Origin of the sequence: Silvimonas terrae (assembly GCF_014202765.1) — a bacterium.
Taxonomy (GTDB): domain Bacteria; phylum Pseudomonadota; class Gammaproteobacteria; order Burkholderiales; family Chitinibacteraceae; genus Silvimonas; species Silvimonas terrae.
Genome location: NZ_JACHHN010000003.1, coordinates 263,475 through 278,011 on the forward strand (window position 1 = coordinate 263,475; position 14,537 = coordinate 278,011).

General features: G+C 59.2%; 15 protein-coding genes. 6 read left to right on the forward strand and 9 right to left on the reverse strand.

From position 1 onward, the window contains the following. Positions 1–3: 3 nt before the first annotated feature. Together HNQ50_RS08410 and HNQ50_RS08415 are read left to right on the forward strand one after the other, a co-directional pair. Positions 4–681, forward strand: a complete 678-nt coding sequence (locus HNQ50_RS08410; protein WP_184099525.1) for an amino acid ABC transporter permease — start codon at positions 4–6, stop codon at positions 679–681. A gap of 85 nt (positions 682–766) precedes the next feature. After that, complete coding sequence (locus HNQ50_RS08415) at positions 767–1,015, forward strand: hypothetical protein (protein ID WP_184099527.1); 249 nt, start codon at positions 767–769, stop codon at positions 1,013–1,015. Between the two features lie 9 nt (positions 1,016–1,024). Here the strand turns inward: HNQ50_RS08415 and HNQ50_RS08420 are convergent, their stop codons facing one another. From HNQ50_RS08420 to queG, 6 genes are all read right to left on the reverse strand, one after another. Then, positions 1,025–1,399 (reverse strand): hypothetical protein, encoded by a 375-nt coding sequence (locus HNQ50_RS08420; protein WP_184099529.1) that lies wholly within the window; start codon positions 1,397–1,399, stop codon positions 1,025–1,027. Between the two features lie 229 nt (positions 1,400–1,628). After that, complete coding sequence (locus tag HNQ50_RS08425; protein ID WP_184099531.1) at positions 1,629–3,080, reverse strand: peptide MFS transporter; 1,452 nt, start codon at positions 3,078–3,080, stop codon at positions 1,629–1,631. A gap of 102 nt (positions 3,081–3,182) precedes the next feature. Continuing rightward, entirely contained in the window at positions 3,183–3,908 is a 726-nt protein-coding gene (locus HNQ50_RS08430; RefSeq protein WP_221303084.1) for a 5-oxoprolinase subunit PxpA, read from the reverse strand. After that, positions 3,896–4,828: a 5-oxoprolinase subunit C family protein gene (locus HNQ50_RS08435; RefSeq protein WP_221303085.1), complete on the reverse strand. Its 933-nt coding sequence runs from the start codon at positions 4,826–4,828 to the stop codon at positions 3,896–3,898. The genes HNQ50_RS08430 and HNQ50_RS08435 overlap by 13 nt, the downstream gene beginning before the upstream one ends. Continuing rightward, positions 4,825–5,472, reverse strand: a complete 648-nt coding sequence (gene pxpB / locus HNQ50_RS08440) for a 5-oxoprolinase subunit PxpB (RefSeq protein WP_184099533.1) — start codon at positions 5,470–5,472, stop codon at positions 4,825–4,827. The genes HNQ50_RS08435 and pxpB overlap by 4 nt, the downstream gene beginning before the upstream one ends. After that, positions 5,469–6,533 (reverse strand): tRNA epoxyqueuosine(34) reductase QueG, encoded by a 1,065-nt coding sequence (gene queG / locus HNQ50_RS08445; protein ID WP_184099535.1) that lies wholly within the window; start codon positions 6,531–6,533, stop codon positions 5,469–5,471. The genes pxpB and queG overlap by 4 nt, the downstream gene beginning before the upstream one ends. Positions 6,534–6,548: 15 nt before the next feature. Between queG and tsaE the strand changes: the two genes are divergently transcribed. Together tsaE and HNQ50_RS08455 are read left to right on the forward strand one after the other, a co-directional pair. Continuing rightward, positions 6,549–7,028 carry a tRNA (adenosine(37)-N6)-threonylcarbamoyltransferase complex ATPase subunit type 1 TsaE gene (gene tsaE, locus HNQ50_RS08450; RefSeq protein ID WP_184100137.1) on the forward strand — a complete coding sequence of 160 codons (480 nt, stop codon included), beginning with the start codon at positions 6,549–6,551 and terminating at the stop codon, positions 7,026–7,028. Further along, positions 6,998–8,380, forward strand: a complete 1,383-nt coding sequence (locus HNQ50_RS08455) for an N-acetylmuramoyl-L-alanine amidase (RefSeq protein WP_184099537.1) — start codon at positions 6,998–7,000, stop codon at positions 8,378–8,380. The genes tsaE and HNQ50_RS08455 overlap by 31 nt, the downstream gene beginning before the upstream one ends. 81 nt (positions 8,381–8,461) lie before the next feature. Here the strand turns inward: HNQ50_RS08455 and HNQ50_RS08460 are convergent, their stop codons facing one another. Both HNQ50_RS08460 and rpsT read right to left on the reverse strand, forming a co-directional pair. Next, the gene (locus HNQ50_RS08460) at positions 8,462–9,580 is read right to left on the reverse strand and encodes a GGDEF domain-containing response regulator (RefSeq protein ID WP_184099539.1); all 1,119 of its coding nucleotides are present in this window, start codon (positions 9,578–9,580) and stop codon (positions 8,462–8,464) included. Between the two features lie 268 nt (positions 9,581–9,848). Next, a complete protein-coding gene (gene rpsT / locus HNQ50_RS08465) occupies positions 9,849–10,115 on the reverse strand; it encodes a 30S ribosomal protein S20 (protein WP_184099541.1) in 267 nt (88 codons plus the stop codon). 235 nt (positions 10,116–10,350) lie between these two features. Between rpsT and murJ the strand changes: the two genes are divergently transcribed. Continuing rightward, the gene (gene murJ / locus HNQ50_RS08470; protein ID WP_184099543.1) at positions 10,351–11,889 is read left to right on the forward strand and encodes a murein biosynthesis integral membrane protein MurJ; all 1,539 of its coding nucleotides are present in this window, start codon (positions 10,351–10,353) and stop codon (positions 11,887–11,889) included. A gap of 573 nt (positions 11,890–12,462) precedes the next feature. On the opposite strand, the gene HNQ50_RS08475 is transcribed toward murJ, so the two are convergent. Continuing rightward, on the reverse strand, positions 12,463–12,831 hold the full coding sequence (locus tag HNQ50_RS08475; RefSeq protein WP_184099545.1) for an Mth938-like domain-containing protein: 369 nt from the start codon (positions 12,829–12,831) through the stop codon (positions 12,463–12,465). Positions 12,832–12,975: 144 nt separating this feature from the next. Between HNQ50_RS08475 and HNQ50_RS08480 the strand changes: the two genes are divergently transcribed. Continuing rightward, the gene (locus HNQ50_RS08480; protein WP_221303086.1) at positions 12,976–14,508 is read left to right on the forward strand and encodes a sensor domain-containing diguanylate cyclase; all 1,533 of its coding nucleotides are present in this window, start codon (positions 12,976–12,978) and stop codon (positions 14,506–14,508) included. The last annotated feature ends 29 nt before the right edge of the window (positions 14,509–14,537 follow it).

The following is a 14,537-nucleotide window of genomic DNA, read 5'->3' on the forward strand; positions in this document are numbered from 1 at the left end:
TGCATGGGAGAAAACACTTTGGGCGACGTGATCAATCTGCTGCAGACCGCCTGGCCTTATTTGCTCAAAGGCACCGGTTACACCTTGCTGTTTGCCGTGAGCGCCATGATTGGTGGTCTGGCCGTTGGCGGCGTGGTGGCCTTGTTACGCCTCTCTGCCTGGCGCGTACTGAACTGGCCGGCGGCCATTTACGTCAGCTGCATGCGTGGCACGCCCTTGCTGGTGCAGATTTTCATCATCTACTACGGCCTGCCGGCGATCGGCATCCAGTTTGATCCCATCAGTGCCGGGATTCTGGCACTGAGCCTGAACGTCGGCGCCTATTTGTCCGAGACCATTCGCGGCAGTATCAACGGGGTGGATCGAGGACAATGGGAGGCGGCGTACAGCCAGGGGATGACGCATATGCAAACGCTGCGCTTTGTGGTCTGGCCGCAAGCACTGCGGCTGGCGGTGCCCAGCTTGTCCAACAGCCTGATCAGCCTGATCAAGGATACCTCGCTGGTGTCCGTGATTGCCGTCACCGAGTTGATGCTGGCGACCAAGGAAGTCATTTCCACGACATTCCAGCCGTTTCCGCTCTATGTCACTGCAGGCGCAATTTACTGGTGCCTGAGCCTGGCCTTTGAACAAGTCCAGCGCTGGCTGGAGGCACGCCTGAACCGCACGCTGGCGCGCTAGATTTTCAGACTAAACGCAATTTCCGCCACCGCCGGAGGTACGTACATTCACACCCCGGCGTTTTGCCCAGGCAAAGGAAATTGCAATGAACAAGGTGTGGATGGCGGGCCTGGTACTGGCCCTGAATGCGGCGTTTGGCAACGCTGCGCTGGCTTCTTCTTATGAAACCGATCACGCCCGCGCCCAGCGTCCGGCCGAAGCACCGGTGAAAAAAGCCGAACCGAAGAAACAGGCGGCCGCGTCCAGAACCCAACCAGCCCAAAAGAACGGCAAGAGCAAGACCAGCAAATCGACCAAAAAGCGCTGCCAGCATTCCACCTTTTGCTGGCGCTGAACGCACTACCTATTCAGCCGCCCGGGATGTCGCCAGCTCGCTGTAATTGGCCAGAACATAGTTGTGGACGTGCACCACCCGGGTGAAATCGATGGCGTCTGCCAGTTCAGCTTGCGGTTCAGCCACCGGGCTACGCTCGGCCATGATGTCATCCACCAGCGCGCGCATTTGATCGGGGAGCGCTGCCCACCAGTGGTCCAGATCGGCCAGAAGTTCGGTCACCTCTGCACAGCCCTGGCTCATCAAGCTTGAGTTGATCAGCAGCGTGCGTGGCTCACCGTAAATCGGGGTTTCCAGCCAGACGTGACGCGCGGTTCCGTTTTTTTCCAGCGTGAACTCAATGGAACCGCCATCCCTGAAGACTTCAATTGCAAAGATACGCATGATGGTCAGACAACAAACAAAGTGTGCGGATAAGAATCATGGTTGGAGCCAATATTGCGGCGCACCAACACCCCTAATGTAGCCTGGATTGGGCTCGCCAGCGCTTTTCACAGAGCAAACGGCATACTTTCCCGGTCAGTCAGCAATAGTTGTAGCCTTCACACAACACAAAGCCCGCCAATGCGTTAAGCAGGGCGGGCTTTGTGTTGTGCAGCCAGGCCGGCGAGATTTAGCGCACGCCGTGCATCATCTTTTGCAGCGGACGGGTCAATGCCAGCAAGATTGCACCCGCCACAAAGGCCATCGCCACAAACAGCATGAAGAACTCATGCAGGCCGGTGATCTGGTAACCCAGGAACACCGGAGTACGGCCGGCTTCCGGATAGAAGGTGGCCAGCACGCCGGCAAACCAGTTGGCCGCCGCATTGGCGGTAAACCACACCGCCATCATCAACGAGCCAAACCGCGCGGGAGCCAGTTTATTCACCAGCGACAAGCCAATGGGCGACAGACACAACTCGCCCAGCGTGTGCATCAGATACATGGCGGTCAGCCAGATCATGCTGGCCTTGGCGGTGGCCGACATGTCTTTCACGCCAAAGCCAATGATCAGGTAACCCACAGCCAGCAAGATCAGCCCCCAGGCCATTTTGGTGGGTGAACTGGGTTCTTTGTTACGGCGACCCAGCACGGTCCACAGTTGGGCCAGCACCGGGGCAAAAATCAGCACGAACACCGGGTTGAGCGACTGGAACCACGAAGCCGGAATGGTGTAGCCGAACAACTGGCGGTTGGTGGCTTCTTCAGCAAAGAAAGTGAGCGAGACACCCGCCTGTTCAAAGGCCGACCAGAAGAAAATCACAAAGAACGAGATCACACCGATCACGATCATGCGATCAATATCCTGGCGGGTCAGCGGCTGATTGTCCTTGCTGGCTTGCTGCGCAGCGGCAGCTTTGGGAGCAAGGCCCACCGGCGCGCCAGTGGGCGATACCAGATAACGCTTGTGGAAGAAGCCGAACACCACCAGAGAGAGCAACATGCCTACGCCTGCGGTGAAAAAACCCCAACGGAAATCAGCCGCATTGCCGGTATCCCCCAGGAAGCCACAGATCAATGGGGCGATAAACGAGCCCAGGTTAATGCCCATATAGAAGATGGTGTAGGCCGAATCCTTGCGGGCATCGCTCTGGCTATAAAGCTGCCCCACCATGGAGGAAATATTGGGCTTGAAGAAGCCATTGCCCGCCACAATCAGCCCCAGGCCGCAATAGAACAGCATGATGGCGGTCGCGGGCGTTTGCAGCATGCTGCCGGCGGCAAACAAGGTGAACTGGCCGGCGGCCATCAGTGCGCCACCAACAAAAATAGAGCGGCGGTTACCCCACCAGCGATCGGCTACATAACCACCAATCAGCGGTGCCAGGTAAACCAGGCCGGTATAGCGGCCGTACAGGGAGGCCGCAAACTGCTTGTCGAAAGCCAGCGCCTGCACCATGAACAGCGCCAGCAGCGCGCGATTGCCGTAATAGGAAAAGCGCTCCCACATTTCAGTGGCGAACAAGAGGTATAAACCACGCGGATGGCCTTTGACGCGGGTCTGCAGGTCATTCGTGATTTCATCCGGCAACGGGGGGGCAGTACTGGCCGGAATCTGTAATGCGTGTTCTGCGCTGCCCATCGGGCTCTCCTTGTATGACGAATCAATAAGGATTGTCCAGATTGGGGGCGCGTTGCGCGATCAACTAATGTTGATTACATTTGGTACTATTTACTTTTTGGTCTAAAGAACTTCCAACTGGCTATATAGTCCGCGGGCAAAAGCCACTGCATGTGGCGTATCGCCATGCAGACACAGTGAATCCACCGGCAGTTGCAGCACTTTGCCAGACCGGGTGACCACCTCGTCTTTGCTGGCAAAACGCAAAGCCTGCGCCACGGCAGCCGCATCATCAGCCAGCACCGCACCCGGTTCGCTCCGTGGTACCAGCGAGCCATCATCACGATAAGCGCGATCGACAAAGGCCTCTTCCATCACCGTCACGCCCCGCTCGCGACACCGCGCTACCATGCCGCTGCCCGCCAGCGCCATGATGGCCAGATCCGGGCGTACCCTCTGTGCCGCGTCGATGACCAGATCTGCCAGTTCCAGGTTGCGTGCGGCATCGTTGTACAACATGCCATGCGGTTTGACGTAGGCCAGCGACACGCCCTCTTGCTGGCAAATGGCATCCAGTGCGCAGATCTGCGCCACCAGACTGGCCTGGAGTTCTGCCGCTGGCATCTGCAGTGTACGTCGGCCAAAGTGTTCCCGATCCGGGTAACTGGGGTGCGCGCCTATGCGCACGGCGTGTTCCCGTGCCAGCCGTACCGTGGCGCGCATGGAGGCCTCATCGCCCACGTGACCGCCACAGGCAATATTGGCTGAGCTGATCAGCCCCATCAGTACGGCATCAAACGGGTAGCCTTCACCCAGATCCGCATTCAGATCCAGCTTCAAACGCGCCATTTCAGTTGCATCTCCAGTCGGGCCAGCCAGTGTCGTTGCTCAGACAGGGCATCCAGCGCTTCAGCCAGGGTGACCTCGACAAAGCGGATGGTTTCACCGGGTCTGAATTGCCCCATGCGCCACAAATCGGCCCGGATCACCTGGGCAATCTTGGGGTAGCCACCGGTCGTCTGGGCATCGGCCAGCAACAAGATGGGCTGGCCGGAAGGTGGTACCTGCACCACCCCGGGGTGAACGGCGTGCGAGGTCATTTCCAGGGGTTGGGCCAAGGGTAGTTCCAGCCCTGCCAAACGCGCACCCATGCGATTGGCATCCGGGGTCACCACCCACGCCTCGCTGAGAAAGGTCTGATGTGCGGCCATGGTAAAGGCCGACCACTCGGTACTGGGCAAGATTCGCAGCACATCGCCGCGTTCTGGCGCGCGCACCCAGCCGTCTGGCGCGGGGCCGGCGGCCTGGCCCAAGGCCACTTCGTCGCCGGCCTTGAGCCCGCGCCCGGCAAACCCGCCAAAACCGCCGGCCAGATCCGTCGAGCGCGCCCCGATCACCATCGGCACATCTACACCGCCGCTGACGCACAAAAACAGTCGGGCACCTGATTCGGCAAAGCCAATACGCAAAGTCTGCCCGGCGCGCACCCTGATACTGCGCCACTGGCCCATTGTTTGTTTATCCAGCGTAACGGGCGCAATGGCCCCAGTCACCGCAATCACGCAGTCAACGTCGAAACGCGCGCTGAACCCACCCAGCGTGATCTCAATGGCCGCCACGTCGGGTTGATTGCCGACCAGCAGGTTGCCAATCAGCCAGGCCGGAATATCCATCACCCCGCTGCGCGGTACGCCCCACTGTGCCCCATCGTAACGGCCGGCATCTTGCACGGTCGCCAGTGCGCCGGTTTTCAGTATGGACAGACTCATGCGCGCACCTCGGTCGGCACAAATCGCAAGGTGTCGCCGGGGGCCAGCAAAGCGGGTGGAATCATGGCGGGATCAAACAACCGCAGGTCTGTGTGGCCGATCAGGTTCCAGCCACCAGGTGACGCACTGGGATAGATACCGGTCTGCGCGCCGCCGATGCCGACCGCACCGGCCGGCACCTTGAGGCGCGGTTTATCCAGCCTTGGTGTCGCCAGTTGCGGGTCCAGCCCGCCCAGATACGGGAACCCCGGCAGAAAGCCGATGCAATAGACAATGTACTGGCCCGCTGCATGCCGCTCCACCACCTGTTTGGGGGTCAGCCCGGCATGTTCGGCCACCCGGATCAGATCCGGCCCCGCCTTGCCACCGTACACCACCGGCACGTCATGATGATGGCTGGCGACCTTCAGCCCCCTCTGGCTGCGCTGCCAGGCCAGTTCAATACCATGTTCAATGACTGCCGCCGCTTCAATCATCGGATCAAACCTCACCGTCAGATTGCCCACACCCAGCACCACCCACCAGGCGGGGAATTCTTGCTGCAACAGTCTTTGCATGACCCAGAGGCGTCGCTGATCTTCCAGGGTTGCGGACACACTCAGGACCAGTGCCGTATCGCCCAGCGGCTGGATCACAGGATTCATGCACCGTGCCTTTTCAGTGCCCAGGCGACGTGCTCGCGCACAAGCTCGCTCGGGTCGTTTTCGCGGGTTTTAAGTGCCGCAACAATCTGCGGCGAGGTACAGGCATTGCCAAGGCCAACCGCCAGGTTGCGCAACCAGCGCTCATGGCCGATCCGTAAAATGGCACTACCCGCCATATTGTGGTTGAAGGTGGCTTCATCCCAATTAAACAGGGTCACCAGTTCGACGTCGTCCAGCCCGTGCCGTACATGGAAGTCTGCCTCTTTGCTATCTACCGCAAAGCGGTTCCACGGACACACCAACTGGCAGTCATCACAACCGTAAACCCGGTTGCCCAGCATGGGCCGCAGTGCTTCCGGAATGCTGCCCTTCAACTCAATCGTAAGGTAGGAAATGCAACGCCGCGCATCAACCTTGTAAGGCTCGACGATCGCCTGGGTAGGGCAAACGGTGATACAGCGCGTGCAACGGCCGCAGTGCTCGTTCTGTTCTGGCGCATCGGGCGGCAGCGGCAGGTCGGTAAACAACTCGCCAATAAAAAAGAATGAACCGTACTCCCGGTTCAACAGCAAGGTATGTTTGCCGCGCCAGCCCAGACCGGCCTGTTTGGCAATCTCCACTTCCAGCACCGGCGCGGAATCCACAAACACCCGGTGGCCAAATGCGCCAATTTCCGTCTGAATGCGATCGGCCAGTTTTTGCAGACGGTTGCGCAACACCTTGTGATAATCCCGCCCCAGCGCATAGCGCGAGATATACGCCTTGTGGTCAGCGGCCAGCACGGCATCCACGTTGGACGTACCCGCCGGCAGATACGGCATGAATACACTGATGACCGAGACCGTGCCCGGCACCAATTCGGCAGGTCGGGCACGTTTGAGGCCGTGCCGTGCCATATAATCCATCTCGCCGTGAAACCCCGCCTCAAGCCAGGCCAGCAATCCAGGCTCGGCATGCGACAGATCCGTGCCGGTAATGGCGGCACGGGCAAAGCCCAGCTCTTGCGCCCAGGCCTTGATCTGGCTGGCCAGCGCGGGCAAATCCGGCTCTGATGATTTCATGGATGACAATTGTTTATGCATGCTGCCGATGATACTAGAAGCCGCTATCTCACTGACGAGAACGCAACGCTGGCGCTGGGCGCGCAACTGGCCGCAGCCATGCAGCCGGGTATGACCGTGTTTCTGGAGGGCGACCTTGGTGCAGGTAAAACCACCCTCACCCGCGGCATCTTGCGGGGCATGGGTTTCGCCGGCCGCGTGAAAAGCCCCACGTATACACTGGTTGAACCTTATGCTGTTTCTAATTTAAACTTGTATCATTTTGATTTATATAGATTTCAAGACCCTATGGAATGGGTAGATGCCGGGTTCAGGGATTACTTCAATCCGCACAGCATTTGCCTGATCGAATGGGCAGACAAGGCAGCAGGCTTGCTGCCAACCGCAGACTGGACTATCCGTCTTGAGCCTTTTGCAGACGGAAGAAACATTGAAATTCAAGCACATACGGAGCACGGCAAGGCATGTCTCGCGCAACTCGCCCCTACGCCCTGACCCCTGATACCGGTCGCCGCCACGCCTTGCGTGCTGCGGTTTCAACCCTCTTTTTGTCGGTCGTGCCAGCCGGGTTTGCCCGCGCTGCGGCAGCGGCCAGTGTGGTCGCGGTGCGTGTCTGGCCTGCCCAGGCGTACACCCGCGTCACCATCGAATCGACCACACCGCTCACCTTCAAACAATTTGTACTCAAAAATCCGGATCGGCTGGTGGTTGATCTGGAAGGCGTGGATCTGAACGACGAGCTACAAAAACTGGCCGGCAAGGTGGGCAGTGACGACCCCTACATCCAGCAACTGCGCGCGGGCCTGAACAAACCCGGCACGGTGCGGCTGGTGCTGGACCTGAAAACCGAAGTACGTCCGCAAGTTTTCACGCTGGTGCCGGTAGCCGAATACAAGAACCGCCTCGTGATCGACTTGTACCCTGCCGTACAAAAAGACCCCTTGCTGGCGTTTCTGGATGGCCAGACTGCGCCAGATGGCGCGCTGGATAGCCAGCTCAAGCTGGACACCAACACCAGCGCCGCCAGCCAACCGGCTCAGCAAACCGCCCCGCCGGATCGCTCCCCCAATGACGACGTGATGGCACAAGCCGACACCAAACCGATTGATCGCAGCAAGCTCAAGGTTGACCGTTTGATCACCGTGGTGCTTGACCCCGGTCACGGCGGCGAAGATCCGGGCGCGACCGGCCCGGCAGGCAATCACGAAAAAGATGTGGTGTTATCGATTGCCAGAAAGCTCAAGGCCAGGCTGGAAAGCGATCCCAACATCCGCGTGGTCATGACGCGTGATGCAGACTTCTTTGTACCGCTGGGCGTGCGTGTGAAAAAAGCGCGCGCGGTCCAGGGTGACTTGTTCATGTCGATCCACGCCGATGCGTTTATCCGGCCCGATGCCAATGGCTCATCCGTCTTTGTGTTGTCTGACAAAGGGGCCACCAGCACTGCGGCCAAGTGGCTGGCGCAGACCCAGAACGATGCGGATTTGATTGGTGGCGTGAAAATCACCAACACTCAGGACAAGTACCTGGCGCACACGCTGATGGACCTGACCCAGACCGCCACCTTGAACGACAGCATGCGTTTTGGTCGCGCCATGCTGACCGAGCTGGGGGGCTTGAACCGTCTGCACAAGGGTGCCGTGGAACAAGCAGGGTTTGCTGTACTGAAAGCGCCGGATATCCCGTCGATTCTGGTCGAGACCGCATTTATCTCTAACCCGCAGGAAGAACAGCGGCTGATCAGCGAAGACTATCAGGACAAGATGGCCGACACGCTGCATACCGGCATCAAGAAGTATTTCTCCAAAAACCCGCCGTTGTCGCGGACCAAACTAGCGCAAAGCTAGGCACGTATGGGCCCGCAGGGGCCCAGGCAACAAAAAAGGCTGCAGACGCAGCCTTTTTTCATAGCGGACACCTGACCTTACTCAGTGCGCGGAGCCATCCAGCGACCAGCCCAGACCCAGTTCTTTGTTGGCCAGTTCCAGCAACGGTGCCAGGTTGGCCAGCAAAGCCGGTAGATGCGGTTTGAGCGCGGCAATCTCGGCCTCATCACCCTTGTGCAACAGGGCCAGCGCCTCGGCAATCGACGGTGTCGCCACATGCGCACTAGAGGGCTGCGGCACGATCACCGTATTGTGCTCTGTGCGCTCGGCCAGACGCGCGCTGGCGGCGGTCATCAGGGTATCGGTGTCGTCTGCATCGTCATGCAGCGAATTGGCCACAGCAATACTGGCCGTGACCTGAATCTGCTCGCCCCGGAAATTGATGCGGGCCGTGGCAATCGCCTGGCGCAGACGTTCGCCCAGAATGCGGGATTCCGACAAGGTGGTCGACGCAGAGACCACCGCAAATTGCGGCCCGGCGACTTGCGCCAGGGTGTCTTCGTTACGCAGCTTGCCCGCCAGTTGCTTGCCCAGCAATTGCAGCATTTGCCCGGCAACGCGCTCGCCCAGCTTGTGCTGAACCTGGTCGAAGGCGTCGATCTCGATCAGCAGTACGGTGACTTCGCTGCGGTGACGGCGGGCGTAGGACAGCGACTGTTCCATCTGCAACTTGAGCAGATGGTTAGTGCCTACACCGTCGGCCACGTGGGTGGTGGTGCGTGCCTGTTCTTCGCGCGCGGCGTCGAGTTCTTTGTGGGTGCGGGCCAGTTCAATATTGGCCGCCACCCGCGCCAGCATCTCGGCACGGTCGGTCGATTTGGTGACAAAGTCGCTCGCGCCCGCGTTCACGCAACGCTGGCGGGTTTCTTCGTCTTCCTCGCCCGACACAATAATGATGGGCAGCAGCCGATAGCGCGCCTCAGTCTGTTGGCGGATACGCGCCAGCAAACCCATGCCATCCAGCTCAGGCATGGTCAGATCGGAAATCAGCAGACAGACCGATTCATCGGCCTGCAAACGCCTCCAACCGGCTTCACCATCGGCTTCTTCGATGATGTCGTATACGCCAGAGAGGTGCTTTTTGATGGTGGCTCGCACAATACGCGAATCATCCACAACCAGAACGCGCGGCAGAGGCGCCAGTTCATCATTTGCTTGCATATCTTGTAAACAAACCATGTATTCGGTGCGAGAACCCAATCTAGCACAAATGCATGACGCGCGCCGTTCGTCTCCGCCAGACCTATGCGCAACGGCCCCTCTACCGCTGAAAGGTGTTGCGCCGGCCGCAGTCAACCTGCGGGTCTGGCTGACAGTTTACGAGCGCGCGTTTGTTGACAATGCGTTGCCAGCCGCCATGTTGGCCAAATGGCAGGCAATAAAAAACCCCGCATCAAGCGGGGTTTTTTACGAAGAACGCCGAAGCGAATCAGGCAGCCATGGCCTTGATTGCAGCGGACAGACGGCTCTTATGACGAGCTGCCTTGTTCTTGTGGAAGATCTTCTTGTCAGCAAGGCTGTCGATGGTGCTGACAGACTGCTGGAATACCGCTTGCGCAGCGGACTTGTCGCCAGCCTCAACAGCCTTCAGCACCTTTTTGATCGCAGTGCGGAATGCCGAACGTTGACTAGCATTGTGTTGGCGGGCTTCTTCAGCCTGACGCGCACGCTTGCGAGCTTGGGCGCTATTTGCCATGTGTTCTGACTCCTGACAGGTTCGGTTACGTCCCGAAGCCTATGCGACAACGGGATTGTTCAATTCGGAAACCGCCGATGATATCGGGTAATTGCAGGCAATGCAACCTTTGCGAACATCCGGACGCGCCTGGTTCATTTTTTGCGGGCTGGCACAACACAGAAAAGATGGTGAACAGGCACTCAGCCTTCGATATCATGCGCCATCTATCTGTTCTGAAGCTGCCGCCATTTCAATGAACTTGCTGAAATCACTCGCCACCACCAGCTCCATGACGCTGGCGTCGCGGGTTCTGGGCTTTGCGCGCGACGCCATTGTCGCCCGTATGTTTGGTGCCACGCTAGCCACCGATGCCTTCAATGTGGCTTTCAAGTTACCCAACCTGCTGCGTCGCATTTTTGCCGAAGGCGCATTCAGCCAGGCGTTCGTGCCTATCCTGGCCGAGTACAAAAATACCCAGGGTGAAGAAGCCACCCGCATTTTCATCTCTTATATAGCGGGTCTGTTGACGCTGGTACTGGCGGTGATCACCGTACTGGGCGTCATTGGCGCGCCGCTGGTGCTGTGGCTGACTGCGCCCGGCTTTGCCAATACGCCAGACAAATTCAACCTGACCGTGCAACTGTTGCACATCACGTTTCCATATATTTTCCTGATCTCGCTGGCCAGCCTGGCGGGCGGCATCCTTAATACCTGGAACCGTTTTTCAGTCCCTGCCTTTGCACCAACGCTGCTGAATGTCTCGCAGATTTTCTTTGCGCTGGTGGTGGCGCCGCATATGGCGCAACCCATTATTGCGCTGGCCTGGGGCGTGATTGTGGGCGGTATTTTGCAACTGGGTTACCAACTGCCGCACCTGAAAAAGATTGGCATGCTGGTGCTGCCCCGCCTGAATCTGAAAGACGCCGGCGTGTGGCGTGTGCTCAAGCAAATGGGTCCGGCCATTTTCAGTGTGTCGGTCGGCCAGATTTCCCTGCTGATCAATACCATTTTTGCCTCCTGGTTGGTCTCTGGTTCGATTTCCTGGATGTACTACGCTGACCGCCTGATGGAATTCCCCACCGGCGTGCTGGGCGTGGCGCTGGGCACCATCTTGCTGCCTTCGCTGGCCAAGGCGCATGCCAGTAAAGACCCGGAAGAATACTCAAAGCTGCTGGACTGGGGCCTGCGCCTGTGCCTGATGCTGGCCTTGCCGTCCGCTGTGGCGCTGGCCGTGATCTCCGGACCACTGGTCTCTGCCCTGTTCCAGTACGGTCGCTTTGGCGCCCACGACGCGCTGATGACGCAATACGCGCTGATCGCCTATTCGGCCGGTCTGGTTGGGCTGATCATGGTGAAAATCCTGGCGCCTGGTTTCTACGCCCGCCAGAACATCAAGACCCCGGTGAAGATTGCGGTAATCACATTGCTGCTGACGCAATTGATGAACCTGGCGTTTATCTGGCATCTGAAGCACGCCGGGTTGTCGTTGGCGATTGGCCTGGGCGCGTGCTGCAATGCCTCGTTGTTGTATTACCAGTTGCGCCGCCACGGCATTTTTCAGCCGCAACCGGGCTGGAAGCCGTTCTTTGCCAAGCTGGTCATCGCCGTCATCGTCATGGCCGCCGTGCTTTACGGTGCGCTGGTGCTGATGCCAGCCTGGGATATTGGCAATATGCCTTCACGCATCGTGCGCCTGGCCGGTCTGGTTGGCGTGGGCCTGGTGGCTTACTTTGGCATGTTGGGGGTGCTGGGATTCCGGCCGAAGCACTTCTCGCGCAGTGCGGTGCATTGAGCGCTGATTGCGCCAAAAAAAAAGCCCGGCGGATGTCGGGCTTTTTGTTGGGTGATGCGGGGACGGGTGGACTTCACCATGCTTGCGGGGATTGCAGCTGGATTCCCGTCAAGGGGGAATGACGAGGTGGTAGGCAGGCAAACCATTCTTGCAAACTGACGGTTTGCGGGGTTGGGGGGGCTTTTGATGTTGCCGTTGCTTTTGACTTACCTCCCCTCCGGCAGCGCCGAGCATCGCAGCAAGGCGCGGGGTTTCGGCGGAGGGGTGTTTGAGGGCTTTAGCCCGAGTTCCCGCAGCCAGCCGCGCCTTGCGAGAAGCACAGGGAACCCCGAAGGGGCGCTGTCGCAGGGGTCGCCTTTTCTTTGGTTACTTTCTTTGGGGCCGCCGAGGCTGGCGAAGCAAAAGAAAGTAACATGCTCCGGCCACCGCCGGTATCAAAACCATCGCGCCGAAGGCGCTAACACCCACAACAATATGAACCCGGTCCGCCACCCCGGATTCCCGCCTAGCGGCTCCATCCGGGCTACCCAATGGGCAACGGCCAACAAAGGCCATCCGTAGCCGCCGGCGACCTCAAGCCCCCAACACCAACGCCACCACCCGCCGCTCTTCCGCCGTCAGAATATTGAACGTCCGGCACAGCGCCCCGGTATCCATCACATCCAGCCCCACGTGCGCCTGCCCCAGCGCAGCGTACAAACGCGGGTGCGGAAAGCGGATGCTCTTGCCGGTGCCCAGCAGCACCACTTCTGGCTTGAGCGCCAGCAATTGCTCAAAATGTTCGGCCTGCAAGTCTTCAAAGCCAGCCGGCTGCCATTCACGCACTTCCGATGAAGTGACGATCAGGCTGCCTTCGTACTGTTGCTGGTTCACCTTGACGAAGCCTTCGCCGTAAGACGTGAACTGGTTCAGGTTATCGACGTTGGTGTGATGCAGTTTCATGACAACAATCCCGATGAAGTAAGCGGCCATTTTACCGGATACAACTTGCTTGCGCCGCCACACCCGCCGCTGGTCCGCTTAACCCGATGGCATGCAGCGTATATATTGGAAGGATTGGCAGCGCCTTCCTACCTGGAGCCCGGCTTGAAGATCAGGCAGCAACCCGCACGGATTTCCACACAGGCCTTTGTCTTTGTGTGCATTGTTTGTGTCCTGCTGGTCATCATGGATGTGGTGCTGAGCTGGAACGCCCGGGAACAGCAACTGGCGGAAATGCAGGCCGAAACCACCAATCTGGCGCAAGCTGCTGCCCACCAGGCGCAATCCACCTTCAAGATCACCGACACCGTGTTGTTCGGCATGGTGGAGCGCCTGGAGTTTGATGGCACTGGCATGTTGCAGATGGCACGGCTACATGGCTTTTTGCAGCAGCAACTCAAGGAACAGCCGCATCTGGCCGGCCTGTTTGTCTATGACGAGCACGGCAACTGGATTACCAGTTCGCAAGCGCAGGTCAGCTACAACCTCAACAATGGCGACCGCGAATACTTTATCTGGCATCGCACCCACACCGATCGCGGCCCGCACATTGGCAAGCCGGTCATCAGCCGCTCCACCGGGTTGTGGATCATTCCGGTGACGCGCCGTTTCAACCATGACGATGGCAGCTTTGCCGGCGTGGTGCTGGCGTCGGTCCGGCTGGATTATTTCAGCCGGTTTTATGGCAGTTTCAATATTGGTCAGGCGGGCGCCATGAGCATGGCGCTAGAAAACGGCACGCTGCTGGTCCGCCGCCCCTACAACGCGGCCAATATCGGGGCCAGCATGGCTAGCTCCCCCGTGTACGCCAATTATCGCCACAGTCCTGGCCGTGGCTCGCTGATTGTCAAATCGATCTATGACGGCGTCACCCGACTCAACAGTTTTCAACAGGTAGATGGCTGGCCGGTGTTTGTCACTGCGGCGTTCTCCCGCGACGAAATCCTGGAAGAATGGTGGCGGCGTACCCTGTTGCACTCGCTGGGCATTCTGGTGCTGGTGTCTATCCTGGGGCTGGCCGGCACACACCTGGTCCGCCAGATCAACCTGCGGGCGCGGGCACAGCAAGACCTGGTGCAAGCGCACCGTGCGCTGGAAAGCATCAACGCCACCCTGCAAAAAATGGCCGCGCAAGATGGCCTGACCGGGCTGGCTAACCGGCGCCAGTTTGATACCCGCCTCGCCGAAGAATTCGGCCGCGCCGCGCGGGAGCAGACCTCATTGGCCCTGATCATGATCGACGTGGACTTTTTCAAGAAATACAACGACCTCTACGGCCACCCGGCCGGGGATGACTGTCTGCGCGCCATCAGCCACGCCATTGATGATCTGGTACACCGCCCCGGAGACCTGGCCGCGCGTTATGGCGGCGAAGAAATGGTCGTGTTGTTGCCCAATACCGATACGGCGGGCGCGCGGGTGCTGGCAGAACGTTTCTGTGCCGCGGTACGGGCGCTGGAAATCACCCACGCGGGTAACCCCACCAGTTTTGTGACCATCAGCGCCGGTGTTCACGCCGTCACGCCCCGGCCTGACCAGGACGCATTCGCCACCCTGGTGGAACCGGCCGATCAGGCGCTCTACCAGGCCAAAGAAAGCGGCCGCAACCGGGTCATGGTCAGTCCGCACAGCCTGTAAAAAACCGGCGCGCTGCCGGTCATGCCAAA

Coding starts and splice junctions, on each gene's coding strand:
- HNQ50_RS08430 (WP_221303084.1), bottom strand. CDS start 3,908: ATGGCGCGTTTGAAGCTGGATCTGAATGCGGATCTGGGTGAAGGCTAC.
- rpsT (WP_184099541.1), bottom strand. CDS start 10,115: ATGGCAAATAGCGCCCAAGCTCGCAAGCGTGCGCGTCAGGCTGAAGAA.
- HNQ50_RS08410 (WP_184099525.1), top strand. CDS start 4: ATGGGAGAAAACACTTTGGGCGACGTGATCAATCTGCTGCAGACCGCC.
- HNQ50_RS08415 (WP_184099527.1), top strand. CDS start 767: ATGAACAAGGTGTGGATGGCGGGCCTGGTACTGGCCCTGAATGCGGCG.
- queG (WP_184099535.1), bottom strand. CDS start 6,533: ATGAAATCATCAGAGCCGGATTTGCCCGCGCTGGCCAGCCAGATCAAG.
- HNQ50_RS08475 (WP_184099545.1), bottom strand. CDS start 12,831: ATGAAACTGCATCACACCAACGTCGATAACCTGAACCAGTTCACGTCT.
- HNQ50_RS08420 (WP_184099529.1), bottom strand. CDS start 1,399: ATGCGTATCTTTGCAATTGAAGTCTTCAGGGATGGCGGTTCCATTGAG.
- tsaE (WP_184100137.1), top strand. CDS start 6,549: ATGCATGCTGCCGATGATACTAGAAGCCGCTATCTCACTGACGAGAAC.
- HNQ50_RS08425 (WP_184099531.1), bottom strand. CDS start 3,080: ATGGGCAGCGCAGAACACGCATTACAGATTCCGGCCAGTACTGCCCCC.
- pxpB (WP_184099533.1), bottom strand. CDS start 5,472: ATGAATCCTGTGATCCAGCCGCTGGGCGATACGGCACTGGTCCTGAGT.
- HNQ50_RS08435 (WP_221303085.1), bottom strand. CDS start 4,828: ATGAGTCTGTCCATACTGAAAACCGGCGCACTGGCGACCGTGCAAGAT.
- HNQ50_RS08455 (WP_184099537.1), top strand. CDS start 6,998: ATGTCTCGCGCAACTCGCCCCTACGCCCTGACCCCTGATACCGGTCGC.
- HNQ50_RS08460 (WP_184099539.1), bottom strand. CDS start 9,580: ATGCAAGCAAATGATGAACTGGCGCCTCTGCCGCGCGTTCTGGTTGTG.
- murJ (WP_184099543.1), top strand. CDS start 10,351: ATGAACTTGCTGAAATCACTCGCCACCACCAGCTCCATGACGCTGGCG.